The following is a 25,358-nucleotide window of genomic DNA, read 5'->3' as shown; positions in this document are numbered from 1 at the left end:
GCATGTCTGGAGAGTCTGCCCGACGCCCTATCAGGCATTGGCAGCGAATCCGGTGTTGATGCGAATGGCGGGAGCTGCGCGAGTTTAGCGCCAGCCTCCGTGGCGTGGTTCCACGGGCTCGCCGAACAGTGGGCCGAACTCCTGACCGTCCTCGTCGATCACGACGTAGTCCGCTTCCGTCTTCGACGCAGCTGCGTGCAACCGGATGACGAGGTCAGTGACAGGCGCGATACGCAGCGACAGGGCTGCGGCCAGCTGGGCAGCTTCGTTGTCGATGTCCGGGTTGTACTTGTCGCGGGACAGTTCAAGGCGTCGAGCGGAGACCTGCATGACCTCGACATCGCCACCGCCCGAGAACGTGAGGCAGTCGTGCCATTCCAGTCCGATGATGATTTCCAGGGCTTCCCCCAGGTCATCGGCGAGCAGACCGCCTTCCCCTTCGGAACTCGCGTACACAACCGGTCGGCGGCCGTTCTGCTCGACGCAGAGGAAGTAGGCCCCACCGGCGGACTCCCCGGCGATCACCTCCATCGGCGCACCCGAGGCAAGCCTCAAGCCCTCGCCATAGTGTTTCCGATGGATATCGAAGCCGAACGACGACCTCAGCAGAAGGTCGATCTCCTGGGTGTTCTGGATCAGGTCGAGCAGGTGATCACTTGAGGTCATGGCACGGACGATAGCGACTGTTACTGACGTGTCGGCACCGCGGTGAACAGCGTGATGCTGTCCATCCGCGGCCTGCCTGCATCCGGGCCATCACTGCTCATTCTGAAACCACCAGTTAGCAGTTGTGGTGCTCACTGCGGCATCGGCAGGCGTGAAGGCGAGTGACCTGCGCACGCTGCAGCGGGCCGTCTCGAGCGGCAGCATCTGCGCACGCGGTGTCACGGCGTCGCCCTGGTAGTCGCCCGATACGCCTGCACACTCAAGGGTGTCAGGCGCAAATCTTCCTCAAGTGGACACCCCGGCTGCCTGGTCGATCTAGCCTCGATGGTCCACAGCCATGGAGAATCGAGGTTTCCCCATGCCAGTCGGTCCTGAGGTCACCGTTCTTTCACGTGCGGTCGGTGGCGTGATCCGAGGCGCCTCGGATCACGCCACCCGCTCACCAGGCTGGCCAAATCTGCATGAATCCCTGATGGAGCTCCACGAGATCCTCAACGACTGGTGCGAAGCCGCCTCTCAAACCAACCAGGCCTTGCGGCACATCGGCAAAAACCTGGAGTCTCGGCGAGAAATTCGACACAAGGCCAGCGTCGGAAACGGAGGGGGCGGCTCTTACGTCGTATCCGTCATCAGGATCAAGCGCAGCTATGTAGATAGTGCGCGGCGGGAAATCGACTCGCTCATGCAGCCCTCGGCGCCCCTGATGCAGCGCTGGAGTCCCGACAAGCGTCGTCAGGCAGGGCGGCGCTCACTCCGGAACCTCATGACCATCTACTGCGGCGACTTGCTCCTGAGCTTCGAGTTGGCAGTGGAAGCGCGGACCGAATGGATCGGGCGGTATCGCGAATTCATCGAGGATGCCCTCGCAGGAAATGAAGTGTGCCGAGACCGTCTGCGCGCTCTGCGGACGGAGACCATGTACACCACCCACGAACTACAAGTCGTCAGGGACCGGCTGAAGGAATTCATCAAGGAGCAGTACCCGATGGGAGCGGCACAGGGCGAGGCACCCCTGGGCTCCGGCTCTTCGTGAAGAGCATTGAGTTCTTTCCAAACTGAGGGTTCTGTGGGCGAGTTGGGCTGTTGTGCAACGTGAAGAAGCTCCTGGTAGACGGGGTCACGACCAAGATCGCCCGTACTGCCAGGAGCTTCGTGGTGCTTGTCTATCCTTCGTCGATCGATCTGTCCAGCCGCACCCTGCGGTACCTGACGCAGCGGCTCCGCGCCCGTTGGCGGGAGATCGGGTCGCGGTGGCGGCGTCTCCCGGCGGGCCGTCAGGCCCTGCTCGCCCTGGCGCATCCCATACGCGAGGCCGTCGACGTCCTGGCCGCCCTGGCGCCGGACCTGGCCGAGGCGATGGAGACGATCCGGGCAAAGGCGTTCGTCATCCTCGACGGCACCCTGCTTCCGATCGACAGCATCGCCGCTGACACCCCGTACTACTCCGGGAAACACAAACGCCATGGCATGAACGTCCAGGTCCTCACCGACCCGTTCGGACGTCTGCTCTGGGTCTCGCCCGCGCTGGCCGGATCGGCCCACGACCTGACCGTCGCGAGGACGCACGGGGTCATCGACGCACTCGCCGACGCCGAGGTGAAGCGCCGGGCCGACAAGGCGTACCAGGGCGCCGGCCGCTTCATCAGGGTGCCGTTCCGGGGCCGCCGTCTCAAAAGATGGAAGCGCCGCCACAACACCACCCATGCCATGATCCGCTGCGTCGGCGAGCAGGCCATGGCGACCCTCAAGGGTTGGCGTCTCCTCCGCAAGGTCCGCTGCAGCACCAACCGCATCACCGACGAGTGAAAGCCGTCCTCGTCCTTCACCACGCATCCACGTGAGGTTGGAAAGACCTCACTATCTTTCTGCGGCCAACCACGATGACGTGCAGATCCAGAGCCTCTGCGCCAATCGACAGCCTCGCGATCCTGCTACCGGCGCTCCGGTTCCACGGCGGCCCTCCCTGCACGACCGAAGGCCGCCGACGGAACGATTCATCTGCGGGTTGTCACGTACGCGGACTGTGCCGGTGCGTCCGAGGGGCCGGCAGGGGAAGGGAGGACGGCACCGCGGAGGATGGCCTGCTCGGCGGGGGTGGCTCGGCTGATCCATGCGGGCGCCAGCGCCGCGTAGGTGGTGACGTCGTGCCAACGGCCCTGGGTGTGGAACAGCTCCCGCAGCGTGGCCTCGGGGTGCAGCCCGGCCGCGAGCATCACGGCGCGCATTCGGGTGTGATCCGCGCGGTGCCCGGCCCAGATGCGATGCAGCCCCAGGTGCCCGAATCCGTAGGCCATCAGGAGGCGCCCCGCTTCGTGGCCGTGGCCCCGTACGGGCGCGTCGGGGAGCAGGACCAGGCTGGTGAGCATGGCGTTGCGGCCGTACTCCTCGACGAGCAGGCCCATGGTGCCGACCATGACGTCCTGGCCGTGCGGGCAGATGGCCAGGGTGTGCTTGCGCCGAGGGTGGCTGTAGGGCTGGGCGAGATGTTGTGCGAACGCGTCCTGGGCCTGACGGGCGTCCATCCGGTCGATTCCGAGGTAGCGGGTGAGGACGGGGTGGGTGTGGATGCGTTCGAACGGCGCCAGGTCGGTGGCCCGCAGCTCGCGCAACCAGAGGTGCTCACCGTGAAGTTCGGGCAGGTGGTTCACCGGGCCGCTCCCGTGAGGACGCGCTCGGCATCGATGGGGCCGACGAGCTCTTCGAGGTCCGCGTAGTAGCGGCCCGAGGGCACGGGCGCGCCCAGCAGGATGCGGCGCGCGGCGTCGGTCAGCAGGGCACCGCCCAGCATCACCCCGCTGGCCAGCTGCGGCCAGCTCGACAGGGTGTGCCCGATCAGGCCGAGAGCATCCTTCATGGCGGGACTGAGCCGGCTCTCGTCGCAGATGCGCAGCAGGTAGGCCAGGGCGTCCGCCGGGGCGAGCCGGCGTACCTCCTCGGCGGTCAGGTCGCCGCCGCGGCCGTGGAACAGAGGCCGGTCCGGCTCGAGGTCGAAGCGCTCGACGTCCAGCAGCCCCCGGTCATTGGTGTCCATCAGGACCGGGACACCGTGCCGTCGTGCATGCTCACGCGTGGCGGTCTTCACCCAGGGGGTGTCACACTCCTCGATCACCAGGTCGAGCGGACGGTCCGCAGCTCCGAAGAAGGCGTCGACGGTGTCCTCGGTGAGCCCGTCGTTCCACAGCTCGATGTCGAGGTAGGGGTCGATCTCGTACATCTGCCGTGCGCACAGCACCGTCTTGGGCAGGCCCAGGTCGTGTACGCCGGCCCGCAACCGGTTGAGGTTGCTGAGACCGAGCGTGTCGAAGTCGGCCAGGCGGAACGATCCTGCGACGCCCTCCATGGCACAGGTGAGGGCGGCGCTATTGCCCACGGACAGGCCGACGATCCCGATGCGCCGCGCGAGCAGACGCTGCTGTTCAGCGACGGCGATCTTGCCCCGATTGCGGTCCGTGCGTACGCGCCGGAACTCCTCGCGAGGCAGCACATGCACGAGACGCCCGGACCACGGGTACCACGCCCAGATTCCGTAGTGGCTGAGCTCGGCTCCATCGGTGAACTCCGCCACGGCACGCTCCAGGCGGCGCCCCGCGAGGGCTTCGTGAGGGGACAGACAACGCACCAGTTCGGCGAGCTGCTCGTCGATACGGTCATGCCGCTCGCGTACGGACCCAGAGGCGAGCAGGGCGTCGAGGAGAGCGCGGTCTTCTTCCTCGGTGGCTCGCAGCAGCGTGGGGCGGGAGACCTCCTGCCCCCGCGGCATCGGCATGCGGTCCCGCAGAGCTCCCGGACCTTCGGGCATCGAATCGATCATGACGCCGGAAGTTACCAGCGTCCGATCGTTGAATCCCTCTGCGTAAGGAGCCGCATGCGGTCGAATTCGTGCGCGGGCTTTCACCACCGCACGCCCCCCTGCGCCGACGAGCTTGCGAAGACGACTTTGGCCAGGCGGCACAAGGCTTTTCACCGTGCGCACCAGCAGCGAGAAAGTCACACCGGGCGCAGCAAACGGGCGATCGCCCAGAAAAGTCATCTCCTACGCTCGCGCCGCGCCCGCGCTCTACAGGGGCGACGCACCACCGGCCGCCCAGGCGAGCATCTCGCCGGGGTCCGCATGGGCGGCCTCGCTGCGATACGACTCGTAGGTCACGGCCCCCACGAGCTGACGCGCCATGTCCTCGCCGGCCTCACGCAGCGGCGCCACGTCCGGGGCGCCGCGCTGCGGGTGACCCACCGCGTCCCACAGCCGCTGGCCCGCGCCGGATGCGAGCGCGGCGGAATGACCGTCCCCGTTGGCGGAGAACGCCGCAGCCAGCATGTCGAGCCCCAGCGCGATGCCGAAGGTGTCGCCGATCTGCTGCTTCGCGTGCAGCATCGAACGGGCGTACTCCAGGGACAGTTCACTGTCCCCCTCGCGCAGAGCGATCACACACATCTGGTAGTCGGCGTAACTGCGGATCCAGTGCTCGCCCATGGCGACACACTCCGAACGCACGACCTTTGCCGATTCCAGGCTCTCCTTCAACTCCCCGAGCCCGGTGAGAGCGAACAGACGCAGCATCCGGCACATCATCACGGCCTGGGGCGCTGGCTCGTCCGCGTCCGTGGCGTGTGCGCTCGCGTTCCGCAGAGCGTGCTCCAGGAGGTCCAGGCCCGGCTGGGGGTTGCCTTGCAAAAGGTCGCTCATGGCCTGCAGATAGGCGGCCCGGAGCAGCGCGGTCGCGTCCTCGGTGGCATGGGCGGCCGCCAGGCACTCGCGCGCCAGGTGCGTCCCCGTGGCGTGATTCCCCTGCAGGAGATGGGTCAAGCCGAGGGCCCAGACGGCTCGTTGCCGCACCGGCCCCTGGCTGTCGCCGGCCTTCAGCGTGCGGGAAAGATAGAGCTGCGCGGTGTGCGCATGTCCGCAGCACGTCCAGTAGAAGCCCGTCAAGGTGGCCAGCTCGAGCGCCGTATCGGGGTCATGGGCGATCAAGTGGTCCAGGGCCGCACACAGATCGGGATGCGCCTCCTTGATGGTGCGATACCACCCGGTCTGCTCGGCACTGGTCCACGTGGCATCCGCCTGCCGCGCCTGGGTCAGGAAGTACGAGGCGTGCCTGTTCGCCATCGCGTCCAACTCACCGAGCTCGGCGAGCCAAAGTCGCCCGAATTCCCGCACCGTGTCGAGCAGCAGAAGGCGCCCGAGACGGAGGCTCACGACGGACTTGTCCACCAGACCGGCCAGGGCTTGGCTCACGTCGAAGGCGGAGAGCGGCCCACCGGAACACAGGGCCACCGCCACGGCCTCGTCGAAGTGCCCATGGACGATGGACAACCGGGCCCACAACAGGCGCTCCGTGGGCGTGCACAGTTCATGACTCCAGCCCAGCGCGGTCCGCAGCACGTCGTGCCGACGGGGCCCCAGGGGACGTATCGCGTCCTCGTCCCGGCTCAGATCGTGCCGTGGGCGCCGCAGAAGATCCTCGATGCTGCAGTTCCGCAGCGCCCCCGCAGCCAGTTCCAGCGCCAGCGGAAGCCCGTCGAGGTATTCACACAGCTCGGTGACCTGATTCAGATCCCCAGGTTCAGGCGCGTGCCCGGATTCCGTGGCACGCCGCAGGAACAGCTCGGCGGCATCCGTGGCGCACGGCAGCGGCTGGAGCACCGCGACGAACTCCTCGTCCAGACGGAACCGCTCGCGGCTGGTGGCCACGATCCTCAGCCGCGGACACTTCTCGAGCAGCACCTGCACCAGGTTCCGGCAGGCGTTCAGCAGATGCTCGCAGGAATCAAGCACCAGCAGGAGCTCGCGATCGCCGATCCAGTTGCAGATCACATCCACCGGCATCCTCGGCGTGTGATCGGACAGATTGCACGCATCGGCCACCAGCGCGGCGAGCAACCCCTCATCGCGCAGCTGCCACAGGTCCGCCCAGCAGACATCCGCCGGAGCACCCACGAGACCGAGATCCACCACCTGCCGCACAAGCCGCGACTTGCCGACGCCTCCGACACCGGTGACGGTGACCAGCCGGCGCACCTTCAACGCGCTCTGCAGCCCGGCCAGTTCCCGCTCGCGCCCTACGAACACGGCCCCATCCTCCCCAACCAACGAACAGGCTTTCGCCCCGGCGGCGACGGCGACTCCTCCACACGGACGGGCCGCACAGGCACACGCGTCGCGCGCCGTGCAGCAAGGCATCGGAGCCCGTACCGCGCCGAGAACAAAAGCGTGCACGCATCCTGGCAGCCCCGGCCAGATCACGGAACACGAATGGAAAAGCACGCCCAACCGACACCGACGCCACCGGCAACACCAGCACCACCGCCGCCTACACGCCGGCCACCATCGAAGCCCCAACAGCCAAGACCGAGACCAACGCCCTCGGCCAGGAGACGACCACCGAGTACGCCCCGGCACGCGCCACCGCCACCGGAGAGATCGACGCGAACGGCAACCGCACCGACGCCGTCCTCGACGGACTCGGCCGCGTGTTGAAGGTATGGAACCCGGGCTGGTCCAAGACCGACCACGCCGGCCAGCCGTCCACCGAGATCAACTACACCATCTCCCGGACCGCCGCGAACGCGGTCTGCGTGCGCGCCCTGCCCATCGAACGCCCGGCGGACGAGTAACGGACACAAGAAATGTCCTCTCCTGAGTTCACGATCAAGGCCAGTACCGCCCCTCAGCTCGTGACCGGCCCCGAGGCCGTACCGATCTGAGGAAGGGCAATGCCCCGATGGATGAGGTCTGGATCGCCGTCTTCTCGCTCGTAACTGCCAAGGCGTGGATGCTGCTGGGGCTCTGGCTGCGCCTGCGCTGGCGGGTACGCCGCGAGCGGCAACGGCAGCAGTACCTGCTCCAGGTCGTCGCAACGGTGACCGCGCACGGGCAGGTGGAATTGAATGAACGGGACGGTGACGGGCACCACCTGAGCGTGAGGGCCGTCCGAGGGGCGGCTGTGGGGGAGGACCGGGAAGGGTGAACACACACGATCCTGCGGAGGGCGCCGACCGGCCGGCCATCGCATCGTCGGACCCCACCGCCCAGCGCGCCCGCGCCCGACAGCACATGGACGCGGAGTTCTCCGCCTTCTACCGGGCCACGGTCCGCTCCCTGGTGGGCTTTTTGGTCAACCAGGGTGCCGACGTGCACGTTGCCGCGGACATCGCCCAGGAAGTTCTGACCGATGCATACCGGCACTGGGACAGCATCCGCCACCACAAGGCATGGGTCTACAAGGCCGCTTCGCGAGCACTGGTTCGCAGGTTCGCTTCCGTCGAAGAGCCCGTCGCGGACATTCCGGAACCCACATCCCTCCTGCCGCGCCCCGATCGCATCGGGGAATGGGAGGCCGAGCATGACGCGCTGTTGTTGGTGCGCTGCCTTCCGCCGAGACAGCGTCAGGTGCTGGCCTGGAGGCTGGTCGGGTTCACCCCCACAGACATCGCCGACCACCTCGGGCTCACAGCCGAGACCGTACGTGCCAACCTGAAGCGGGCCAAGCGCAACGTCACGGCGCTCTACCGCACGGTACAGGGGGAGGAGCAGTGACCGAACGCCACGCAGCCGACGATGAACAGGTCCACCGCCGCCTGCAGGCACCTCTGGAGAAGGCTTTGGACGGCCTTCTTGATGTCGAAGCCGGCCTGAGCGAGGTCCTTCTGTCCTCCCGTCATGAGGCTGCCGTCGACGCTCTCGAAACTGTTGTCGACACTGAGGCCGGACTTGTTGCCATCCTTCCTGCCGAGGCCGATCCGCCCCCGCGCCCCGACTTGGCAGCAGCCGAGCAGCCCCTTCACGATCTCAGCGCTGCGCAGCGCCTGGCCCTGCGCAGTAATCCCACTGTCCGTGCAGCCAGCGAGGCCCTCGCCCGCGACATCGAGCGCGGTCACGCTCTGGTCCGTAGCCTCGACCACGCCCTCGTCCGCGCCCATATCCTCGTCCGCAACCTAGACCGCGCACGCGACCGCGACCTGGACCGCGCCCACGACGTTGTCCGCGACCCCGAGCGCGCCCGCGATCGTGCCATCGCCCGCGACAGTGCTCGTGACCTCGCCATCGCCATCGAACGTGTCTACGGCTTCAACCGCACCCTCGTTGGAGACCTCGTCCAGGACCTTGACTTCGACCTTGACCGCGACCTCGATCTCGACTACGACCTCGACCGGGATCTCGCCGACGCCTGCGACCTTGCCCTCGCTCTCGCCCGCGACCTCGAACCTGGCCTAGACCGCGACTTCGACAGCGCCCGCGCTCTCGCCCGCGGCTTCTGCATCTACCTCGACCGCACCCTCGGCCGCGAGGGTGACCTTGTCGCTGCCGTCATCGGAGCCCGTACCAACTGGCTGGGCCGGGCTATCGGCCAGGCTCTCGGCCGCCCCGCCCCAGCATGGGGCCATAACGCAGCGGCCGTCTTGAACGACTTCACTGCTGACGACCTGACCGGCGTCGACCTGACCGGCGTCGACCTCGGCGGGATCCGCTGGTCGGAGTCCGGCACGCGGTGGCCGTCGACCGTGAATGTCGACGCCGTGAAGGCCCGTTCCGACGAGACCCGGCCGGGCAGTGGCACCTGGGTCGTCCGCTCCGGCAGCACATCTGCCCACGAATTTGTTGGCCTATGACGCTCCATGCCCAAGACGAGCGACCGCCGGGGCAGGGCATCGTCCTGCGGCGGCCGTCTCTTCGGCTGGGGCCCGGATCGACTCCACGCATCCCGGCGCCAGTGGCCCAACGGGACTGCTCGGGGGCACAGTCATGCCGACGTCTGTGACACCACCGTCTGTACGAAGGCGGGGCTTCATTCCCTGTCAGCGAAGCCAGTTTGGGGGCACGCTCACTCCACCCGGCGGAGGTCCGCTCGGCAGCATCAGTCCGGGCGGCGCTTCACCGTTGGCGTTGCTGAAACCGTGCCTACCAGCCACAGGCGCAACCCCCGCCGCGCGGTGCGGCACTGGAGTAATGGTGATCCCACACTTGGGTAGGACCGCGGCGGAGTGCTGCCGGTTGCACGGGCGGACAAGACCCGGCACTTCAAGGTGGGCGGTCATGCCTGTCCTGTGGAGGACCTGCACGAGACCGACAGCATGGAGGGGGCCGCCCGAACAAGGCGGGCCCTCTCGATGTGCTCCCCGCGGCCTGGGCCACGTCGACGGCCAGACCGAAGCGTTACTGCACATCACTCACGCCCGCGCCTACGCCGCGGTCGGCGCGAAGCCCGCAGCGGCCCGCGCCCTGCTTGCCGCCGAAGACGCCCTGCTGCGCGATGACGGCCCCCAGCGCGTCCATGCCCTCACCTACGCCGACCTCGGCGACAGCCTCGCTGCCCAGGCCCGCGCCGACGAGGCCGTAGCCGCCTGGTCCCAGGCCCTGACCCTGATGGAGGGCATGACCTCCGACCGCACCCGCAAGGCCATCACCTCGCTCCGCTCCACCCTCTCCATCTACCAGCGCCGCAAAGTGCCCGGAGCCGCCGAACTCGCCCGCCGCGCAGGCGAAGCGCTGGCCTAAGCTGCCACCATCCGGCCGACGAAGGGACACAAGCCGTGGGTCAGAGGACAACCGATGACCAGCCCAAAGCCCTGCCGCCCGCCCTCGAATCCATGACCCTGCTGGTCGCCGCCGTCATCGTCCACGACAAGGCCACCAACCGCGTCGTCCTCCTCCAACGCGGCCAGAACGCCAAATTCGCCCAGGGCATGTGGGACCTCCCCGTCGGCAAGAGCGAACCCGGCGAACCCATCACCGAGACGGCAGTGCGGGAGTTGTACGAGGAGACCGGCCTGACCGTGAAGCCGGATTCCCTCAAGGTCGCCCACATCATCCACGGCGCCTGGGGCGTCGAAGCCCCCAACGGCTTCCTCACCGTCGTCTTCGCCGCTAACGAATGACGGGCGAACCCGAAAACCGCGAACCTCGCAAGCACGCCCAGGTCCGCTGGGTCGATGTCGACGCCATCCCCGCGGAGTTCGTGGACACCACCGCCAGTGCCCTCCACCGCTACCTCGCAGGCGGTCCGGAAGTCTCCCTCGACGGCTGGCATTAGGAACGCCGATGCCTCTCCGCGTGGCTGGCGCCACGCGTCCTGCAACACGGTCTGGCGGCACGACAGTCTGGACACAGGCTGGTTTCGAGCCGTCGATGTCGTCCTCGACAAGCGACTGCGGCGGGCCCGCTCACTCGCCCCCAGTCCGCAAGACACCCACTCAAGACCGTCGCACCCCATCGCCACCCATCGTCAAAAGGCCAGTTCAGCGCCCCACAGGAAGGATCCCCGCAGGTCACCGACCCGCCCCATTACTAGGAAGATCCAGAAGACATCCCTGAGCCTGTCAGACAGGTCGAGTCCCAGCGAAGGTCCTGCTCTCAGAGCCTTGCGGCAGCGGTGGTGATGGCTCCGTAGGAGATGTGAGCCCGTGCGTCCCACCATGCGGTGGGGCTCTATGGGCGCCTGAGGCGTTTTGGTGGGTCTGGTGGGCTCTGTATGAAGTCGATCAGTGCCCAGTCGATCGCGTGGCTACGGCTCCACAGGCCAGGCCCTGACCGCCCCTGGCTGGTTGTCGCTCCACTCGATGTCCTCGCCCTCGTGCGTATCGGCGGGGTGGCAGGCGTCCAGTTCGCATTGGATCCACGTGCCGAGCTGGCCTGTGTCGATGTACTCCTCGGTGTGCACCAGGTAGAGCGCGGTGCACGTGTCGGACCACGGTTTGGGCGGCGGCAGGAAGATGCCGAGGACGGCGAGAACGTCGGTGAGGGCGTAGTGCACCTTCTCTTGGGCGGGCACGTGCACTTCCATCGTTTTGCGGAGCTCCTGGTATTCCGCGTCGCTGACAATGCGCATGGAGGCGGGCAGCTGCGGCAGAATCGACATGGGTGTCCTTTGGGCAGGTGGGGCCGTAGAAGAGCTGAAGCGCTGACGAGTTGAGGCGCGGAGGTAGGTATCCCCAACCTACTGCCTGTCTACTGATCGCCCGGAAGGCAGGAGTCGAGAAGGGTGTGCAGTCGAGCTCGCCTGTTCTGACGTACCGTCGGCCAGAAGACCGCAAGGACGAGGAAGAACTGCTGACCATAACGTCGTCGAGCGCCTCTACGCAGATCTCGTCGGCGATCTCCCAGGCCAGGTCATCGTCATTGAGAACCCCGCCCCGCCGTCGAGCATCACGGACCACGCTGCTGTGTTCCCGTTCAGTGTCGACGGGTCGGGACGCCAGGGATTCTTCCTTCCGTAAAATGGCAGGACCGGTCCGTGGACCCGCTACGGTGAAGGCAACGGCAGGAAGGGGTGAGCGCACATGACGGCGCAGACGCATGGCCCGCTGGACAGGGACGAGATGCCTCGCCCCGAGCGCACCCCCGCCGGAGTCCGTATGGCCCTTGCGCGGATCGCTCCGCACCGGCTGTCCGAGATGGAGCGCCACAAGGAAGAAGCCCTTGCCGCCGGCCTGCGCTCGGGCAACATCCAGCACCTGTCGTCGTGGCTGGACTGGTGGATGGCAGAGGTCGAGATCGAGCGGCGGACCGATCTGCGGATGCGCCGGGACAAGGCGCTGGCCGCGGTGCACGAGTCGGCCGGAACCGATGATCCGGCGTACATCAACGCCATGGCCGAGCTGCGCCAGATCCAGGACACCGTTCGGCGGGACCTGGCTGCGTGAGCTGGCATTGGCAGTATGACCCCGGCCAAGAGCACGTGAACGGTGGCGCTCCCGAGGCCTTTGTGGCACAGGTGGAGAAAGCTGCGGACGAGCTTGTGCGGGCGGCGGCTGCTCTGTATCTGGAGGGCTCCGGGTACCAGGAGATGGGCCCAGGACTGACGCAGCACCACGTGGAGAACGGCTTCTTCACCTATCTCGTCGTGCCCCGCCATGAATGCCTGTACCTGACGCAGACCACCTACTTCTGACCCGGCTGCAGCCCAGCAGACACCTTCTGCCTGAGACACCTCGACAGGTCGGAGAACGCCGTCGAGGGCGGTCCCCGCCGGCAGGTCGGCCGCGGCGGAAGAAGCCTCAGGGAATGCGGTCACGGCCGACCTCGGCTCCGACTACGGCGCCCACGAGTACGTGATGAACATGGGCTTCGCCGTGTAGGGCAGGCACGGCCACGTGCTGACACCCGCCTCGACAGGTCGAGGCGGGTGTCGTGGTGGCGCAGCTCAGGCAGGGGTGTTGTTCTCCGCCTGCGGGCCCTTCTGGCCCTGGGTGATGTCGAAGTTGACCTTCTGGCCTTCCTGCAGCTCACGGAAGCCGGAGGCGTTGATGTTGGAGTAGTGGGCGAAGACGTCCGGGCCGCCACCCTCCTGCTCGATGAAGCCGAAGCCCTTTTCCGCGTTGAACCACTTGACGGTTCCGGTGGCCATGGTGCCCTCCAAGGGGACTCGAAGTCCTCCCGCACCGCGCGGGAGGCGGAGGTGGTCGTCCTGGCCCTCAGAGACTGCGAACAGCAAGGCGCCCGTGAACGTGAGGTTCACGGGCGGTACTTCGGAACCACTGCTGCCGTGGACGCTACACGGCCCACTGCCAGCGAAGCCACGGACACGAGCCTCGCCTTTCCTTTGGCCCTGCTGCTGTCCACCTGCGACACCCGCCAGAGGAACAGAGCAGCTGATGGTAGATCCTCGGGCGTGCACCTGGTCCATCGCGACGCCGCCGACATCCTGCTCGCGATCGACCGCCTGCGGGATCGTCTGGCATTACCAATGCCGCCGCACCCGCACCGGGCCCGGGCACATCTTTGGGGCAAGCGGGTGTGGCACGGCTGGCTGCGAACGCAAGCTGACGCTGCTGGCCGAGGGCGGTGGCGATCTGGACGGCAGGGTCCCTGTGATCGTCACCGTCATCTGAGGAGGGCTCCGTGGCTCAGGCTGTCGTCCTTCAGGGCGGCGGGGGCCTCGGAGCCGTCGTGCTGACTGTCATCGTGTCGTTCATGAGCTCACACCCCGACCGGGTCGGTTGTGCCGCTGGGCCGAGCTTGGGCGCGACGGGCCGTCTTCAACCCGGGCAGCACTCTTTCGGGTGTGCACGAAGGAAGAAGTCCCAGGTCTACGCATGGAGAAAATCTGTCGTGGCGGGAGTAGACATTGGCGTGGGTTGGGGTTAGTGTTTCGGCTGTAGCCAAGAAGTCCGAGAGGGCGCGGCAGGGACGAACTGCCGTGCAAGCAAGGTCAAGCAGGAACGGAACGGCAGTGGAGCGGCGGGGTCGAAAGTGGTGGGCCCCGCCACTGGCCGCCGGGCCGGGCGGCCCCAGGGGTCGCATGCAGTACCCGCGTTACCCAGCAGTGCAACCGAGTCACCCGATGAAGTAAGGAGCAGACGCCATCAGGATCGCCCGGGCGAGGAAGAACACCGCCCGGGTACCGCAGGCCCCTGGATTGGAAGGTGGTCCCCGGTCACGCAACGCGATCCCGCAGTCCCGCCTCCCAGGCGGGCCAGCGGAACAAGAAGCGCCGGCGCAGTAAACCGGTAGATGGTGTTGAAAGCTCGGCCCGGGTGCGTACGGCACCCGGGCCCTCGATGCGGTCCCCGAAAGAAGAGGTCTATGCCCCCTCTGCAGTACCCGCCCCGTCGACAAGTTCGACGATGACAACTATCCCGCCTACACCATGGGCCGGGCCGCCGAGATGCTCGGCACCACTCCCGCCTTCCTCCGCACTCTGGGCGAGCACCGCCTGATCACCCGCTGCGCTCCGAAGGCGGCCACCGCCGCTACTCCCGCTACCAGCTGCGCATCGCGGGCCGCGCTCGCGAACTCGTCGCGACAACGGCACCCCCATCGAGGCCGCCTGCCGCATCATCATCCTCGAAGACCAGCTCGAGGAAGCCCAGCGCATCAACGAAGAACTCCGCGGCCCAGCCCGCGCCCTCAGCCTGATCTCGCTCACGAACCGCAGATGAACCCGAGACGGGCCCGGTCGGCCCTCTGGCGAGGCAGCGGCACCGCCCGACGTCGAGGGCGCTCCGTAGGGCGCAGCTACTCTTCGATGTCGTACTGATTGAGTCAGCAGCTCGCCACCGCGACCCGCTTCAAGGGCTCCACCCGGCGCGGCGAGGCTGCCCCGCCGTGATGGCACGCGTCGACCAGCGCTCCGCGCCGTCCTTGACCTCTGGCACCGGCTTGCTGGTCGGGTAGCGAGCCGCGTCAGGTGTCGGCCCGATGGCGCGCGCCTCCGCCTGAGCCGATGGACTCTGGTCGGGGCCATCGTGCAGCAACTCACTCCTGCTGAGCGGAGTAGATCATAGAGTGCGGTCTCGGCCCGTCGCGCTCACCCCCGTGGCGCGGAGGGCCGACCCAGGTCACGACGTACGGGGACCACGCCGGTCTCCGTACGCACCGCGCCCGCCGGGCGGGATCGGCGCCCGGCGCTGGCTGCGCAGAGCGGCGAGGGGGTCCCACCCGATCGGCTCGGCCTCCCGTTCACGATGCGGACCAGGGCCAGCGTCTCCAGCTGGCGTAGCTGGTAGTGGACCGCCGACCGTGACCGCAGTCCGACCGCTGTGCCGATCCGGGTGAGCGTGGGCGGTTCACGGTGCTCGCGGATCCACGCCCGTACGAAGTCGAGGATGGCGTGCTGCCGCTCGGTCAGGTCAGGCATGATCGCGGTTCCTCTCGCGGGCTGCCGCCGCATCTGCATACGGGCGCCGGCGAGTCCGGCCTCCCAGTAGGGATGCGCGGTCAGACGGACGGAGAGCAGCACCAGGCGCCGCCGCAGAAGCGGCATGCGGGCCGCGCTCGTGCGCGAGCGCCTCGTACGCGCGCGTCCATTCCATCTGTGCGTGTACGAGATCATCCGGAATCGGCAGGTTGCGCATGCACCAAGCAGATCAGGTGTTCGATTTTCTCGACAAGCCGCGGCCCGTAGGAGCCGTGGACTACTCCGGTTCGTTGGTCAGGTGTAGGCCGAGGTGGATGATCCGGTGGGCGATGTCGCTGGTGGTGGTGTCGTCGGTGTAGGAGCGGGCTTTGATGAGGGCCAGGGCGTCCGTGATGCCGCAGCCTTCCCTCTCGCGGTGATGCCGGCGGCCTGGTGGACCTCGTCGTGCAGGTCGGTTTCCCGTACAGCCAGGGTCGCCGTCCGGGCCGAGGAGGATGTCCTCGGTCAGGGCCGCACCGACGCGCTGGAGGTCCGCCTGGCTGGGGCAGCTGCGCGTGGTCGTACACCACCAGCACACCGAGCGCGTGCCTGCGGCGGTGAGCGGCACGGCGGCAACAGCCCGCAGCCCGAGATCGTGGATGCCGCACCCGTAGGCCGGCCAGCGCGCCAGCAGATCGGAGCCCGCGGCGGCCACCAGCACCACCGGTACGCGCCGCCTCTTTTTTCGCGCCTTGGCCGAGCACCCAGCCCAGATCCTGCGCCCGTTCGGCACGCTCATCGGACGAGGCGACCGCGAGGCGCTGCATGTTCGGGCCGAGCAGCACCAGCGCCCCGGCGTCGGCCCCGCACGCCGCGACGACACTGCTCGCGAAGAGGGGACGGGCTTCCTGTGTGCTGTGCGACCAGGCGGCCAGCCGGCGGGCGTAGCGCCTCCTGGATCTCGGCAGCCGCCAGGTGGCGGCGGCCGTCGCGCGGTGGCGCGCGGCCAGATGCCGGAGCGTCGCAGGTTCGCTGTGCTGTGCCAGGCGATCGTGCTGCTCGGCCCGCCGCGGCCGCAGCCGCCGCACGGGCACGCGCTCGGCAGCACGCTGCCGCGCTATCTCGGCATCGTCACCCCAGGGTCGGTCCACGCCCACACCCGAAAGCTACTCCCAGAACTCCCCGTGTGAAACATTCACACGGCAAGAGATCAACTCGGTCCCAATCCGGGCTGTTGCTCCGCAAAGCTGGTGCAAGAGGACGATCTGAGGGCTCAGACTCCTGGCAGGAGGATGCATCGGCGTCGAGAGGGCGACCATGGCGGACAGGTTGCGGATCTTGCTGGTCGACGACCACGAAGACACCCTGCTCGCCCTGCAGGCTGCCCTGATACCCCTCGGCTATCCGGTGGAACGCGCGACCGGGGCGCCCGTGCGCTGAAAGCTGCGTTGAAGGGCGGTGTCGGGCTGATCGTCATGGACGTGCGCATGCCCCTGCTCAGCAGGGCTGGAAGTGGCCCGCTATCTGGTTCGTCTGGATCAGACCCGCCACATTCCCATCATCCTGGTCACGGGGGTGCGCTCTGGACGATGAGCTGACCGGCGAGGCCTTGAGGCGGGGGTTGCCGACATCATCCACAAACCGATCGACGTCCACGCCTTGCGGGTCAAGGCCGCGCTATCTGATGCGCCAGAGCATGGAGTCTGCGGGTACGCCCGCATCGGATCGGCGCCAGTAGAGCGGGTAGCCAGCTCAAGGTGCTGCTTCCGCGCCCGGGAGGCTCTGCCTGCCGTGTCGGCGGACGTGTTGCGTGAGTATGGCGGGGCAGGTGACTGTGTGTAAGAGACCGACCGCGTCCTGGAGGAGTGCCGTGCCGACGCCCGACGATGTTCCTGCTGGGGAGACCGCTCGGATTGCCGATCTGGAGACCGAGGTTGCGCACCTCCAGACCGCGATGCAGTCCCGTGCCCACGTCGACCAGGCCATAGGAGTGATCAGCGCCGTGGGGAGAAGGCAGCCGGCTGAGGCCTGGGATGTCCTGCGCGAAGTGTCGATGCGCACCAACATCAAGCTCCACTCGGTTGCCGAACAACTGGTCGCGTGCGCATGGTCGGGGGTTCTCGCCGAGCCGATCCGTGCCGAACTGGACCGTCAACTCATGCTGCGGCAAGCACAAGACGCAGCCGAAGGCGGCTACACGGCCTCATAGCGGCGAGCCCAGCGCCCACCACTTCGCCCATGAGGGGTATCGGATCTCTCGTCTTGCACCGCGTTGAGCCGGCACCGCTTCGCGCGACCAGCCCTCACCCGTCCGGTGCCACCGACTGGGCGCGATCGTATCCCCGCGGCCGGGGTGACCGGGTCGGCACTGCCCGGAACTGACGGCCCGGGACGTCGGAGCGCTGAGGGAGAAAGCGCTGTCCTGTCCAGCCGTGGCGGCGAGCCGAGCCAGACAGCCGCGGGCTGGGAGGGGCCGGCACTCCCAGCCCGGGGTGACCGTGCTGCGCACGATCAGCGCTCGTGACGAGCGCTCCCGATCCGCCCGCTTCCGTCGCGTCCGGTGGTGGCTTCCGTGGCGAGCTGGGCTTCTCATCGCAGAGCCAGGGACGGCCGGCGGGCGGTCGGGGCGGCGTCGCTGCCGGCCGTGGGCGGAAAGGGGCGCGGACGGCGGCGATGCGTCCCGCCTGCCGGGGTTCGCCGTGCGGATTACGGCCAGCCCCAGGGAGCGCGCGCCGACGTCGGCGGCGCGCCTGCTCCGGCTGCTCCCGGATTGTGCACGGGCTGGCTGATGCATGGGTCGGTGGTCGACAGCCGCGCGCAGAGCGTGGGGCTCCGCTGCCGTCCTTTTCTCATTACTTGGTTAGCGATTCTGCGTTGATGGTCCGCTTCGTGCCGTTCTTCAACGTGAGGGTGAGGGTGCCAGTCATGTGGTCGTGCGCCTCGCTGTCTGGCCACCAGGCAGTCCACCTGCCCCAGGGCAGCGACGACCTCGTCATTTGCTCCACTGTGGCGTGGACGGTGCGTCCCTGGTCGCGCACGGTGATCGCCTTCACGTCCTCGCCCGCCAAGCCGACCACGTAGCGGAATCGAGCGGAGCCTTGCCGAGGGCGCCCTGTGCGTCCAGCGTGACGTCGTTCGCGGACACCCCGCCCTCTGCATCCGAGGTGATGGGTACCGCCACGCCTGGGCCTTCCGTGCCGGCCAGGCAGTACGCGGAGCGGTAGTTGGACGTGACGATCATGGAAACAGTGGTTCAGCGTCGGCCCCAGTTGAAGATCGCACCTGGTCGCCCCTTTCCTTTGTTGACGTCCATCGCCTTGCTGAAGCAGTTGCCGAAGGCGGCACTTCTTTGCTTCGGTCGGTGGGAGGTGCTGGTCCACGTGGCCACTTCGGCCGACGACAGGGGTCCGGATCCGCCCGGCTCGGGTGGTTCAGCCGACAGGGTCACCGTAAGGAGGGCGGCTCCCGCGGCGAGCCCGGCAGCGGTCGTGTATGCCAGGCGTCGTACGAGCGGGCGGCGAAATCCGGTGGCGACGGCGCGGCTGGGCCGGTCGGTGTCGCTCAGGACGATCGCCAACAGCTCTTCCTTGCGGTCGAGTTCGGCGGGGGAGAGTTCGGCGCGCGGTGCGGGCCTCGACCTCCCCGGCCGAGCGGCTGCGCCTCCTTGAGGACGTCTTCGCCGTGGCGGCCGATCGGGCCCGCATCAGGATGGACCGCTGCGCGAGCCGCGATGGGGCCGGGAGGCCGCACCTGGTACACGAGGATGGCCAGCAGGCGCACAGCAATTCGATGCGTACCGTCGCGGCCGGGACGCGCACTGAACCCGGTCTTCTTGTCCAGGGTGAGCGGCTTGACCGCGAACCCGACCACGGCGGGGCGCAGTGACGGCCACCGGCGGGGCTGTCCTGTGTCATCGAACCTTGGTCACGTGCCGGCGGGTTCCGGGTGGAGACGCATGGCGCGGATCAACGCCTCTCCGTAAGGAGATGAGGCAGTGTCCCCACAGACAACACCCACCATGATCGATTTGATCAGAGGGCTGTGTGACCAGGCCGTTTCGGGCTCGCACATGATCGTTGAGTATGCGGAATGCTGACGGCCGGGCTGTCACACCTGCCCTGCCCTTGAACGGAAGAGTTGTTCCTTGAGCCTCGCGAAACTGTCCCTGTGCTACTCCCGCCTCGGCCGACACCCGACCGGGCTTGAGTCCGACGTCGTATCGGCTGGCCCGGGCTGCAGCAGCGGTGACCGTACTGGCCGCAAGCGCGATCGGCACGGCCGTGGTGGCTCCCGCCGCCCACGCCGACGGCGACGTGTTCACCGCCGCCCAGCCCGGCAAGTACACGATCACGGTGCCCAAGGATGTCACCGAGGCGACCGTCACGATGTGGGGCGCCGGAGGCCACGGCGGCAGCGGTGGCCGCGGCGGAGCCGGTGGTGACGGCAGCACGAACGGCGGCGGGGGCGGCGGGGCCGGCGGTGGTGGCGGAGCCGCCGGGACCGCCGGGACCTACGTCGAATGCCGGCTGAGCGGCCTCCAGGCGGGCCAGACGTACGAGGTCGTGGTCGGCTCGGCCGCCGCATCGACGTTGGAGGGCCGGACCAGCCTGCTGCGTCCCCCGAACATGGACACCAAGCCGCAGTCCATGAGCCTGGCCGTGGCCGCGGGTGGCGCTGACGGTGGCAACGGCGGCGATGGCGGTGCCGGTGGCAGCCCTGGTTTCTTCGCCGGCGGCGGCAGCGGGGGCAACGGCGGCAACGGCGGCCAGGCCGGCACCGAGACGGGCCCCGCGGGGTGCGGACTCGCGGGCAGCAAGGTCAAGTCCGTACAGCGGGAGCTGAACCGGAACGAGACCGGCAGGCCCGGAGCCGCCGGCGCTCTCGGTCAGGCGGGAACGTATCGATGGGCCGGCCTGGCGGGCACGGGGGCGACGGCGGTGGCGGCCGGTCCGCATGGAAGAGCCCCGCTCCCGGTGTCGCCGCCGGGGGCGACGGCGGCAAGGGCGCCACCGGGGGCGACGGCGGCAGGAGGGCCGTGACGGAGACGAATGGTCAGCCCCAAGGCCGATGCGCAGACCGGCACGGCGGGCGGCAACGGCCAGGTCATGGTCACCTGGCACGTTGAGGAGCCCATGCCCGAGCCCGAGCCCGTGCCCGAGGACCAGGACTCCTGAGAAGCCATCATCCGCAAACCGGTGCTGACCGGACCTGAGCCTGTGTCACGTGCCCGCCGGGCGCCGAGTGGGCACAGGCTCAGGGGCGGACGGCGGTTCACCGGACGGGCGCCGTTGGGCAGTCGAGAACAGGGAACGCCGCCGGACTGACGCCTTGCAGGGTGAACACGATCTGCGTGGTGGGGCCGCCCCACAACGGGCAGACGTCGACCAGGACCTCACGGGCGCCCAGAAGTGCCTGAGATGCACTTTTCCAGGCAGGTTCTTCGTGAGCGTGCACGACGCGGCGACCTCCTCGGTCTCTCCCGACAGCGCTGCCGCCCGTTCACTCGTGCCCGGCCGCCTCGCCGATCCGCGCCGCGACCTTGGCCGACTGCGCACCGTCCTTGAGTCACCGCTCACCACCGTCCAGCCGGCGCTGATCGACCGGACGCGGCTGAAGGACGCGGCCAAGGGTAAGTAGGCCTGCACGCATCGTGTGAGAGGGAGTGCACGAGCCTGGACAGTCACCTCGCATGCTGCAGGTCCACTGCTGGCGGAGCCTGAGTGCAGCCGTCCCGTTCTTCTGTGGGGCGCGGGTGACATCAACGTCAGCCCGGATGCTCGTGTCGACAACTTCGCGTCCAACCGCGGCTGAACTGGGGCTTGTGGGGCAAGATGGGCTTCGAAGCACCTCGAACGGGGTGCGTGTGGACTCCGGGCCTTTGCTGAGGACCTCGGGTGATGTGAAGGATTGCAGTATGGCCAGCGGTACCGTGAAGTGGTTCAACAGCGAAAAGGGTTTCGGCTTCATCGAGCAGGACGGTGGCGGACCCGACGTCTTCGCCCACTACTCCAACATCTCCGGCAATGGTTACCGCAGAGCTCGTTGAGGGCGAGAAGGTCACCTTCGACGTCACGCAGGGCCAGAAGGGCCCGCAGGCTGAGAACATCGTGCGCGGCTGACACCGCATCACAGCGCGAAGAGGGTGCCCGCCGAACACGGCGGGCACCCTCTTCGCGCTTCCGGTCTGCACGGTGTATTCCTCAGACGTATGGCACATGACGCACGCACGTCGACCCGGGCTGACCTGACGCGCAGCGCAACTGCATGAAGGCGTTCAGGCGGCCTCGTGCAGGAGCTTCTCAGGCGGCGGTGCGGTTTCCGTCGGTGTCGCAGGGGAGCGTGGCGGTGGGGTTGTGGGCGGTGAAGTCGCGGTGGGCCTGGCGCTCGGTCTCGGCGATGGCGGTGGGGAGATGTCGATGATGCCGCCGAAGGGCCGGTCGACGTCACGGATGATGATGAGGGCTGTGGTCAGCAGGGCGGTGATCACGACGAGAGTAGTGATCTGGCCGCGGTTGTTCCTGCAGGGGCAGGCACACGCCGAGGGCGGTGACGGTGATGACCAGCGTGGCGAGCAGGAACCAGAAGATGGTGGCGGGGATGCTGGAGGTGGCCTGGGTCAGGCGTTCCTCGCGTTCGTCGGAGCGTTTGTTGTCGGCGGCGACGAGCATACCGAACACCGGTTTGCCGGCCAGCGTCTCGAAGGTCTGACGGAAGCCGGTCGACCACACGTTGGGTGCGGCCGAGCCGTTGCCGTCGCTCATGGCCGGCCATTCCTGGACACGGACGGCGCGGGCGTAGCAGACGGCGCCGGCTTGGATGCCGGCGCGCTGGGTGGCGGGTGCGTACTCGGCTGTCTCGACGAGCTGGTCCAGGCTCGGGCCTCACCGCGGGCGGCGACTTCGGCCTTGCCGTAGGAGCCGTTGGCGGTGACCAGGACGAAGGACAGCAGCAGGACGGTCATGGTCAGCAGCGGGCCGACGAGGTCTTTGACGGCCATGCCCTCGTCGTCGGCGGCGTTGACCAGGCGTGGCCGCAGCCAGCGGTTGGCGGCGAGGCCTGCGAGCAGGGCCAGGAGTGCGACGACGATCACGAGTACCACGAGGAGGAGCCTTTCGGAGCCCAGCGGGAACGGTGGGCCCCTCCCGTGCGGGAGAGGGGAGGAAACAGCGGAAACGTTCGTTCGCCCCGCACGGGGATACGGCTTGAGCCAACCGGCACCACAGGGACCTGCACGGGAAAAGCCACCCCCTGGAGCTTGGCCGGTCGACGCCGACGAGGTCCTCGGCGGGAGCGGATGGGTGGGATGCCGACCCGTTCTGAAGATCCAGACAGTTCGTGATCTTCGTAGTGGGCAGAGTAGTGCGGACCCGCTGGCACGCGCGGCCAGGTCACTCTCACACGTGACGAAAGTCGGCACGCCATAACGCAGTTCAGGTCCGCGCAGACCAGCGGCCCTGACGGTGAACTCCTCCAACTCCTCTGTCGTTCGGACGACGGGAGCGCGTCCGCTCGATCCCAAGACGCCAGTGAGTTGGGCGGTCGTCCATCAGCCCGTCGAGGATCAGCGGAGGCGGTGAGCGGCTGCTTGGTCGGCGCGTTGCTGTCTGCTCGCACCACCCACGTCCGTCGCAGGTGGCCACAGGACAGCCCGTCCACGTCGAGTTCGTCCTGCCCTACGACCTGCTCAACCATGATGTGGCGCATCTGAGTGTCGCGACGGACGCTCTCTAGCCGCTGCTTGACCTGCAGTCATCCCGCAGCATCGGCCGAGCGCGGGCACCGGCCGGGAAGCACTGGTTGCGGCCCTCACGGAAGGGGTCGCGCTCGTCGTCTGGGACCGGCGGCCCGACACACGCCATAGGCCTTCGAGCTGCCCAGCTCCTTCCCGGGCATGGCCCGGGTCAACTCCCTTTCAAAGTAAACCAATTGCGGGTCCAGGCGGACACGGAAGAAGAGGGACGGCTTCTGGTGGTCAGAGATGTCGCGTTCCTGTGGGACGACCCGAACCGCCTCATCGACTGTGAGGAGATGCCAGCATGAGACGATCAGTACGGCACAGTGCGGCGTGTGTTCCACGGCGGCGGCAGTGTCCCGGTGGGTGCGGGTCCGACCCTGCCCGACTGCGAGGCCTCGCGGGCCGCCCGGCGGCGGCTCGGCGAGGACCAGGTCCTGCTCTGTCCGCGTCAGGAAGACATCGCCATCGTGAACGCGGCGCTGCTGCGCCGACCCCTGTTGGTCACCGGTCTGCCTGGGGTCGGCAAGGTCCAGCTCGCGTACCTGATCGCCCGCGAGCTGGGCCTCGGCCCGGTCACCGCCGTGGGGATCGTCTCGCGCACCGCGCTGAAGGAAGGAGCTGTACGCCTACGACGCCATAGACCGTGCCCAGGCGATCGTGGCGTGGCGTGCGGGCGCCGAATTGGGCGCCGGTGAACAGGCCCCTGCGGATGGGCGACTTCGTCCCCCTGGGCCCCGCTCGGCACCGCGCTGCTTCCGTACGAGCAGGTGCGCGTGCTGCTCATCGACGAGCTGGACAAGAGCGACCTCGGTCTGCCGAACGACGTGCTGCACGTTCTGGAGGACGGCTCCTACGACATTCCGGAGCTGAAGCGCAGCTCCGAGGATGCGATCTGCGTCTTCACCGACGACCCGGGCGCCCGCACGAGAGTCGATCGCGGTCTCGTGGAGTGCCGGGAGTTCCCTGTCGTGGTGATCACCAGGAACGCTGAGTGCGAGTTTCCGCTCGTGTTCCGCCGCCGGTTCCTGCCGCTGGAGCTGCGGCTGCTCTTGCGCGAGCGGCTGCTGTCGATCGCGGCGAGCCATCTGAGCGGCAGCGAGGACGTCGTCGGGGACCTGGTGGACGACTTCGAACGACGGGTGCAGGACGGCGGAACGCACTCGGTGGACCAACTACTGAAAGCGCTGCGGCGGGCCACCACGGGTGGTGTCCAGCCAGACGCCGACAAGCTACTCAACACACTGGCCCCGGCGCGGCCCCACGGCACTCGTCCACCTCTAACCGCCGTACCTGCGCCACCGTTCGTCGCTGTACCCGTTCCGCGCGCAGTTCGGCGCGGCCAACACGGCCTTGGGCTGCCGTCCGCCGCAGACATCGCGGACCCGCTGCCTCTGCTCCCCGAACCCGACGGCGGCACGGTTCCGACGCCCGACCTCAGCACGCATCCCGCCTCGGAGACGGCACGGGACCATCGGGACGGGAGCGACCCCGAGTTCGCCGACGGGGTTCGCGAGAACCTGCTCGCCACCGGCACCCGCACCCAGCTGGCCCGCATCGTGGACGTCCCCGCCAGAGCTGCGCAGGGGCGCGGGCCACGGCCCCGCTGCGCGCCGCCGTGCGCAAGCCGGAGGACACCCCGCTGCCGGACACCGGCAGTGCGGGCTGGCCGTGGTTGCGTGGTGAACTCGCGATGCTGCGCGCCCTGTCCGGACCGCTCGCGCTACGGGCTGTTCGTATCGTCGCGGGGCCCACAGACGGCGTCACGAACGCAGGGTCGTACGGGATGCAGCAAATATACCAAGGGTCGGCTGGGGAAGAGCTGGTTGCTGCGAGCACAGATCTTCTCAGCCATGACTGAGCACGTTCTCGCCGACGGGGTGGGATTCCCGCTCATGGGCAGGCAAGCGGAAAGGGACAGGCACTGATGAACCGTCCAAGTGATCAGCGAGCGGTACTGCTTCTCACTGCTGATGGGGGATCGGTGACTATGCATTCGTTCCCGGCCAAGACCCGAGATCGATCGTCTAGGCGGCGTCCGGGCCGGAACGCAAGAGGAGACGACAAGATCGCGAGGGCCCGTTGGCCCGAGGGCGGGAGGCGGAGGCTGCTGCTTCGCCGAGAGCCGATTCGTGCGGCCGACCGACTGTCAGTGACTCTTCTACGCTTCCAGCCGTGAACACAGATGATCTTTCATGGCAGGCCGGCAACCACGGTGGGCTTGCTCCCCGGAAGGTGGATCTCCTACTGGAGCACGGTCACTCTGGACCTGGTGATCCAGGCTGCGGAAGAGCGCGGTGAGTGGTTCTGCGCAAAGCGCGCGGCGCAGGAGCTTTGCCGGTCGGGCGAGTTTGTGCAGGCGCTGGAGCTGATGGAGCCATTCGTCGCGGCCGGCTGGCGGCCGGCGC

General features: G+C 68.0%; 26 protein-coding genes and 5 pseudogenes. 19 read left to right on the top strand and 12 right to left on the bottom strand.

The window, feature by feature from the left end; translation table 11 throughout:
* Positions 1 to 84: 84 nt before the first annotated feature.
* Positions 85 to 666, bottom strand: a complete 582-nt coding sequence (locus RBJ77_RS22380) for a hypothetical protein (protein WP_372346659.1) — start codon at positions 664 to 666, stop codon at positions 85 to 87.
* Positions 667 to 1,138: 472 nt separating this feature from the next.
* Between RBJ77_RS22380 and RBJ77_RS22375 the strand changes: the two genes are divergently transcribed.
* Both RBJ77_RS22375 and RBJ77_RS22370 read left to right on the top strand, forming a co-directional pair.
* A complete protein-coding gene (locus RBJ77_RS22375; protein ID WP_372346658.1) occupies positions 1,139 to 1,699 on the top strand; it encodes a hypothetical protein in 561 nt (186 codons plus the stop codon).
* Positions 1,700 to 1,821: 122 nt separating this feature from the next.
* Positions 1,822 to 2,507, top strand: a pseudogene (locus RBJ77_RS22370) (transposase family protein).
* A 153-nt stretch (positions 2,508 to 2,660) separates the two neighbouring features.
* Here the strand turns inward: RBJ77_RS22370 and RBJ77_RS22365 are convergent.
* The 3 genes from RBJ77_RS22365 to RBJ77_RS22355 are packed head-to-tail and all read right to left on the bottom strand — an operon-like array spanning position 2,661 to position 6,733.
* On the bottom strand, positions 2,661 to 3,314 hold the full coding sequence (locus RBJ77_RS22365; RefSeq protein ID WP_372346657.1) for a GNAT family N-acetyltransferase: 654 nt from the start codon (positions 3,312 to 3,314) through the stop codon (positions 2,661 to 2,663).
* Positions 3,311 to 4,696, bottom strand: a complete 1,386-nt coding sequence (locus tag RBJ77_RS22360) for a ThiF family adenylyltransferase (protein WP_372346656.1) — start codon at positions 4,694 to 4,696, stop codon at positions 3,311 to 3,313. The genes RBJ77_RS22365 and RBJ77_RS22360 overlap by 4 nt, the downstream gene beginning before the upstream one ends.
* Before the next feature lie 27 nt (positions 4,697 to 4,723).
* The gene (locus RBJ77_RS22355; RefSeq protein WP_372346655.1) at positions 4,724 to 6,733 is read right to left on the bottom strand and encodes a regulator; all 2,010 of its coding nucleotides are present in this window, start codon (positions 6,731 to 6,733) and stop codon (positions 4,724 to 4,726) included.
* Between the two features lie 401 nt (positions 6,734 to 7,134).
* Between RBJ77_RS22355 and RBJ77_RS22350 the strand changes: the two genes are divergently transcribed.
* The 6 genes and pseudogenes from RBJ77_RS22350 to RBJ77_RS22325 all read left to right on the top strand — a co-directional run bounded on the left by RBJ77_RS22350 (position 7,135) and on the right by RBJ77_RS22325 (position 10,694).
* On the top strand, positions 7,135 to 7,278 hold the full coding sequence (locus tag RBJ77_RS22350; RefSeq protein WP_372346654.1) for a hypothetical protein: 144 nt from the start codon (positions 7,135 to 7,137) through the stop codon (positions 7,276 to 7,278).
* Between the two features lie 107 nt (positions 7,279 to 7,385).
* Positions 7,386 to 7,631, top strand: a complete 246-nt coding sequence (locus RBJ77_RS22345) for a hypothetical protein (protein ID WP_372346653.1) — start codon at positions 7,386 to 7,388, stop codon at positions 7,629 to 7,631.
* Positions 7,628 to 8,200 carry an RNA polymerase sigma factor gene (locus RBJ77_RS22340; protein WP_372346652.1) on the top strand — a complete coding sequence of 191 codons (573 nt, stop codon included), beginning with the start codon at positions 7,628 to 7,630 and terminating at the stop codon, positions 8,198 to 8,200. Before RBJ77_RS22345 ends, RBJ77_RS22340 begins: the two co-directional genes overlap by 4 nt.
* Positions 8,197 to 9,273, top strand: coding sequence for a hypothetical protein (locus RBJ77_RS22335; protein ID WP_372346651.1), 1,077 nt, complete (start codon positions 8,197 to 8,199; stop codon positions 9,271 to 9,273). The genes RBJ77_RS22340 and RBJ77_RS22335 overlap by 4 nt, the downstream gene beginning before the upstream one ends.
* 511 nt (positions 9,274 to 9,784) lie before the next feature.
* A pseudogene (locus RBJ77_RS22330) lies at positions 9,785 to 10,159 on the top strand (tetratricopeptide repeat protein); the annotation flags it as partial.
* Positions 10,160 to 10,251: 92 nt separating this feature from the next.
* Positions 10,252 to 10,694: pseudogene (locus RBJ77_RS22325) on the top strand (NUDIX domain-containing protein).
* Positions 10,695 to 11,165: 471 nt separating this feature from the next.
* Here the strand turns inward: RBJ77_RS22325 and RBJ77_RS22320 are convergent.
* Positions 11,166 to 11,519, bottom strand: coding sequence for a hypothetical protein (locus tag RBJ77_RS22320; protein WP_372346650.1), 354 nt, complete (start codon positions 11,517 to 11,519; stop codon positions 11,166 to 11,168).
* Between the two features lie 421 nt (positions 11,520 to 11,940).
* Here RBJ77_RS22320 and RBJ77_RS22315 point away from each other — a divergent pair, with 421 nt between their 5' ends.
* The gene (locus RBJ77_RS22315) at positions 11,941 to 12,303 is read left to right on the top strand and encodes a hypothetical protein (RefSeq protein WP_372346649.1); all 363 of its coding nucleotides are present in this window, start codon (positions 11,941 to 11,943) and stop codon (positions 12,301 to 12,303) included.
* Between the two features lie 71 nt (positions 12,304 to 12,374).
* Positions 12,375 to 12,551 carry a hypothetical protein gene (locus RBJ77_RS22310; protein WP_372346648.1) on the top strand — a complete coding sequence of 59 codons (177 nt, stop codon included), beginning with the start codon at positions 12,375 to 12,377 and terminating at the stop codon, positions 12,549 to 12,551.
* Between the two features lie 252 nt (positions 12,552 to 12,803).
* Here RBJ77_RS22310 and RBJ77_RS22305 read toward each other — a convergent pair whose 3' ends face one another.
* Positions 12,804 to 13,007: a cold-shock protein gene (locus tag RBJ77_RS22305; RefSeq protein ID WP_372346647.1), complete on the bottom strand. Its 204-nt coding sequence runs from the start codon at positions 13,005 to 13,007 to the stop codon at positions 12,804 to 12,806.
* 1,242 nt (positions 13,008 to 14,249) lie between these two features.
* Here RBJ77_RS22305 and RBJ77_RS22300 point away from each other — a divergent pair.
* Positions 14,250 to 14,541: pseudogene (locus tag RBJ77_RS22300) on the top strand (MerR family transcriptional regulator).
* 368 nt (positions 14,542 to 14,909) lie between these two features.
* Here RBJ77_RS22300 and RBJ77_RS22295 read toward each other — a convergent pair.
* Positions 14,910 to 15,365, bottom strand: coding sequence for a hypothetical protein (locus RBJ77_RS22295; RefSeq protein ID WP_372346646.1), 456 nt, complete (start codon positions 15,363 to 15,365; stop codon positions 14,910 to 14,912).
* Between the two features lie 151 nt (positions 15,366 to 15,516).
* Positions 15,517 to 15,942 carry a hypothetical protein gene (locus RBJ77_RS22290; protein WP_372346645.1) on the bottom strand — a complete coding sequence of 142 codons (426 nt, stop codon included), beginning with the start codon at positions 15,940 to 15,942 and terminating at the stop codon, positions 15,517 to 15,519.
* Positions 15,943 to 17,088: 1,146 nt separating this feature from the next.
* Between RBJ77_RS22290 and RBJ77_RS22285 the strand changes: the two genes are divergently transcribed.
* Positions 17,089 to 17,427, top strand: coding sequence for an ANTAR domain-containing protein (locus RBJ77_RS22285; RefSeq protein ID WP_372346644.1), 339 nt, complete (start codon positions 17,089 to 17,091; stop codon positions 17,425 to 17,427).
* 840 nt (positions 17,428 to 18,267) lie between these two features.
* On the opposite strand, the gene RBJ77_RS22280 is transcribed toward RBJ77_RS22285, so the two are convergent.
* Complete coding sequence (locus RBJ77_RS22280; RefSeq protein WP_372346643.1) at positions 18,268 to 18,459, bottom strand: hypothetical protein; 192 nt, start codon at positions 18,457 to 18,459, stop codon at positions 18,268 to 18,270.
* Positions 18,460 to 18,471: 12 nt separating this feature from the next.
* The gene (locus RBJ77_RS22275; protein WP_372346642.1) at positions 18,472 to 18,795 is read right to left on the bottom strand and encodes a hypothetical protein; all 324 of its coding nucleotides are present in this window, start codon (positions 18,793 to 18,795) and stop codon (positions 18,472 to 18,474) included.
* Between the two features lie 667 nt (positions 18,796 to 19,462).
* Here RBJ77_RS22275 and RBJ77_RS22270 point away from each other — a divergent pair.
* The 4 genes and pseudogenes from RBJ77_RS22270 (at position 19,463) to RBJ77_RS22255 (ending at position 21,337) form a co-directional block, all read left to right on the top strand.
* Positions 19,463 to 20,257: a hypothetical protein gene (locus RBJ77_RS22270; protein ID WP_372346641.1), complete on the top strand. Its 795-nt coding sequence runs from the start codon at positions 19,463 to 19,465 to the stop codon at positions 20,255 to 20,257.
* A gap of 9 nt (positions 20,258 to 20,266) precedes the next feature.
* Positions 20,267 to 20,392: a hypothetical protein gene (locus tag RBJ77_RS22265; protein ID WP_372346640.1), complete on the top strand. Its 126-nt coding sequence runs from the start codon at positions 20,267 to 20,269 to the stop codon at positions 20,390 to 20,392.
* A 268-nt stretch (positions 20,393 to 20,660) separates the two neighbouring features.
* Positions 20,661 to 20,855: a hypothetical protein gene (locus RBJ77_RS22260; RefSeq protein ID WP_372346639.1), complete on the top strand. Its 195-nt coding sequence runs from the start codon at positions 20,661 to 20,663 to the stop codon at positions 20,853 to 20,855.
* A gap of 277 nt (positions 20,856 to 21,132) precedes the next feature.
* Positions 21,133 to 21,337, top strand: a pseudogene (locus RBJ77_RS22255) (cold-shock protein).
* 324 nt (positions 21,338 to 21,661) lie between these two features.
* On the opposite strand, the gene RBJ77_RS22250 reads toward RBJ77_RS22255, so the two are convergent.
* Both RBJ77_RS22250 and RBJ77_RS22245 read right to left on the bottom strand, forming a co-directional pair.
* Positions 21,662 to 21,979 carry a hypothetical protein gene (locus tag RBJ77_RS22250; RefSeq protein WP_372346638.1) on the bottom strand — a complete coding sequence of 106 codons (318 nt, stop codon included), beginning with the start codon at positions 21,977 to 21,979 and terminating at the stop codon, positions 21,662 to 21,664.
* Positions 21,976 to 22,308, bottom strand: coding sequence for a hypothetical protein (locus RBJ77_RS22245; protein WP_372346637.1), 333 nt, complete (start codon positions 22,306 to 22,308; stop codon positions 21,976 to 21,978). Before RBJ77_RS22245 ends, RBJ77_RS22250 begins: the two co-directional genes overlap by 4 nt.
* Positions 22,309 to 23,015: 707 nt before the next feature.
* Between RBJ77_RS22245 and RBJ77_RS22240 the strand changes: the two genes are divergently transcribed.
* From RBJ77_RS22240 to RBJ77_RS22230, 3 genes are all read left to right on the top strand, one after another.
* Positions 23,016 to 23,258: a hypothetical protein gene (locus RBJ77_RS22240; RefSeq protein ID WP_372346636.1), complete on the top strand. Its 243-nt coding sequence runs from the start codon at positions 23,016 to 23,018 to the stop codon at positions 23,256 to 23,258.
* Between the two features lie 27 nt (positions 23,259 to 23,285).
* Positions 23,286 to 23,648 (top strand): hypothetical protein, encoded by a 363-nt coding sequence (locus RBJ77_RS22235; RefSeq protein ID WP_372346635.1) that lies wholly within the window; start codon positions 23,286 to 23,288, stop codon positions 23,646 to 23,648.
* Between the two features lie 78 nt (positions 23,649 to 23,726).
* Positions 23,727 to 24,878, top strand: a complete 1,152-nt coding sequence (locus tag RBJ77_RS22230) for a hypothetical protein (protein WP_372346634.1) — start codon at positions 23,727 to 23,729, stop codon at positions 24,876 to 24,878.
* Positions 24,879 to 25,358 lie beyond the last annotated feature (480 nt).

The sequence above is a fragment of the Streptomyces sp. KL116D genome, from assembly GCF_030766975.1.
In the GTDB taxonomy this organism is placed as follows: Bacteria; Actinomycetota; Actinomycetes; order Streptomycetales; family Streptomycetaceae; genus Streptomyces; species Streptomyces longispororuber_A.
This window is presented reverse-complemented; position numbering and strand designations above follow the sequence as displayed.

Bases quoted from the DNA above. Each gene is read 5' to 3' on its own strand.
- RBJ77_RS22360 (WP_372346656.1), bottom strand. From the start codon at position 4,696: ATGACTTTTCTGGGCGATCGCCCGTTTGCTGCGCCCGGTGTGACTTTC.
- RBJ77_RS22295 (WP_372346646.1), bottom strand. From the start codon at position 15,365: ATGCCGCTTCTGCGGCGGCGCCTGGTGCTGCTCTCCGTCCGTCTGACC.
- RBJ77_RS22305 (WP_372346647.1), bottom strand. From the start codon at position 13,007: ATGGCCACCGGAACCGTCAAGTGGTTCAACGCGGAAAAGGGCTTCGGC.
- RBJ77_RS22345 (WP_372346653.1), top strand. From the start codon at position 7,386: ATGGATGAGGTCTGGATCGCCGTCTTCTCGCTCGTAACTGCCAAGGCG.
- RBJ77_RS22280 (WP_372346643.1), bottom strand. From the start codon at position 18,459: ATGATCGTCACGTCCAACTACCGCTCCGCGTACTGCCTGGCCGGCACG.
- RBJ77_RS22250 (WP_372346638.1), bottom strand. From the start codon at position 21,979: ATGAGCGACGGCAACGGCTCGGCCGCACCCAACGTGTGGTCGACCGGC.
- RBJ77_RS22380 (WP_372346659.1), bottom strand. From the start codon at position 666: ATGACCTCAAGTGATCACCTGCTCGACCTGATCCAGAACACCCAGGAG.
- RBJ77_RS22315 (WP_372346649.1), top strand. From the start codon at position 11,941: ATGACGGCGCAGACGCATGGCCCGCTGGACAGGGACGAGATGCCTCGC.
- RBJ77_RS22375 (WP_372346658.1), top strand. From the start codon at position 1,139: ATGGAGCTCCACGAGATCCTCAACGACTGGTGCGAAGCCGCCTCTCAA.
- RBJ77_RS22265 (WP_372346640.1), top strand. From the start codon at position 20,267: ATGGTCAGCCCCAAGGCCGATGCGCAGACCGGCACGGCGGGCGGCAAC.
- RBJ77_RS22320 (WP_372346650.1), bottom strand. From the start codon at position 11,519: ATGTCGATTCTGCCGCAGCTGCCCGCCTCCATGCGCATTGTCAGCGAC.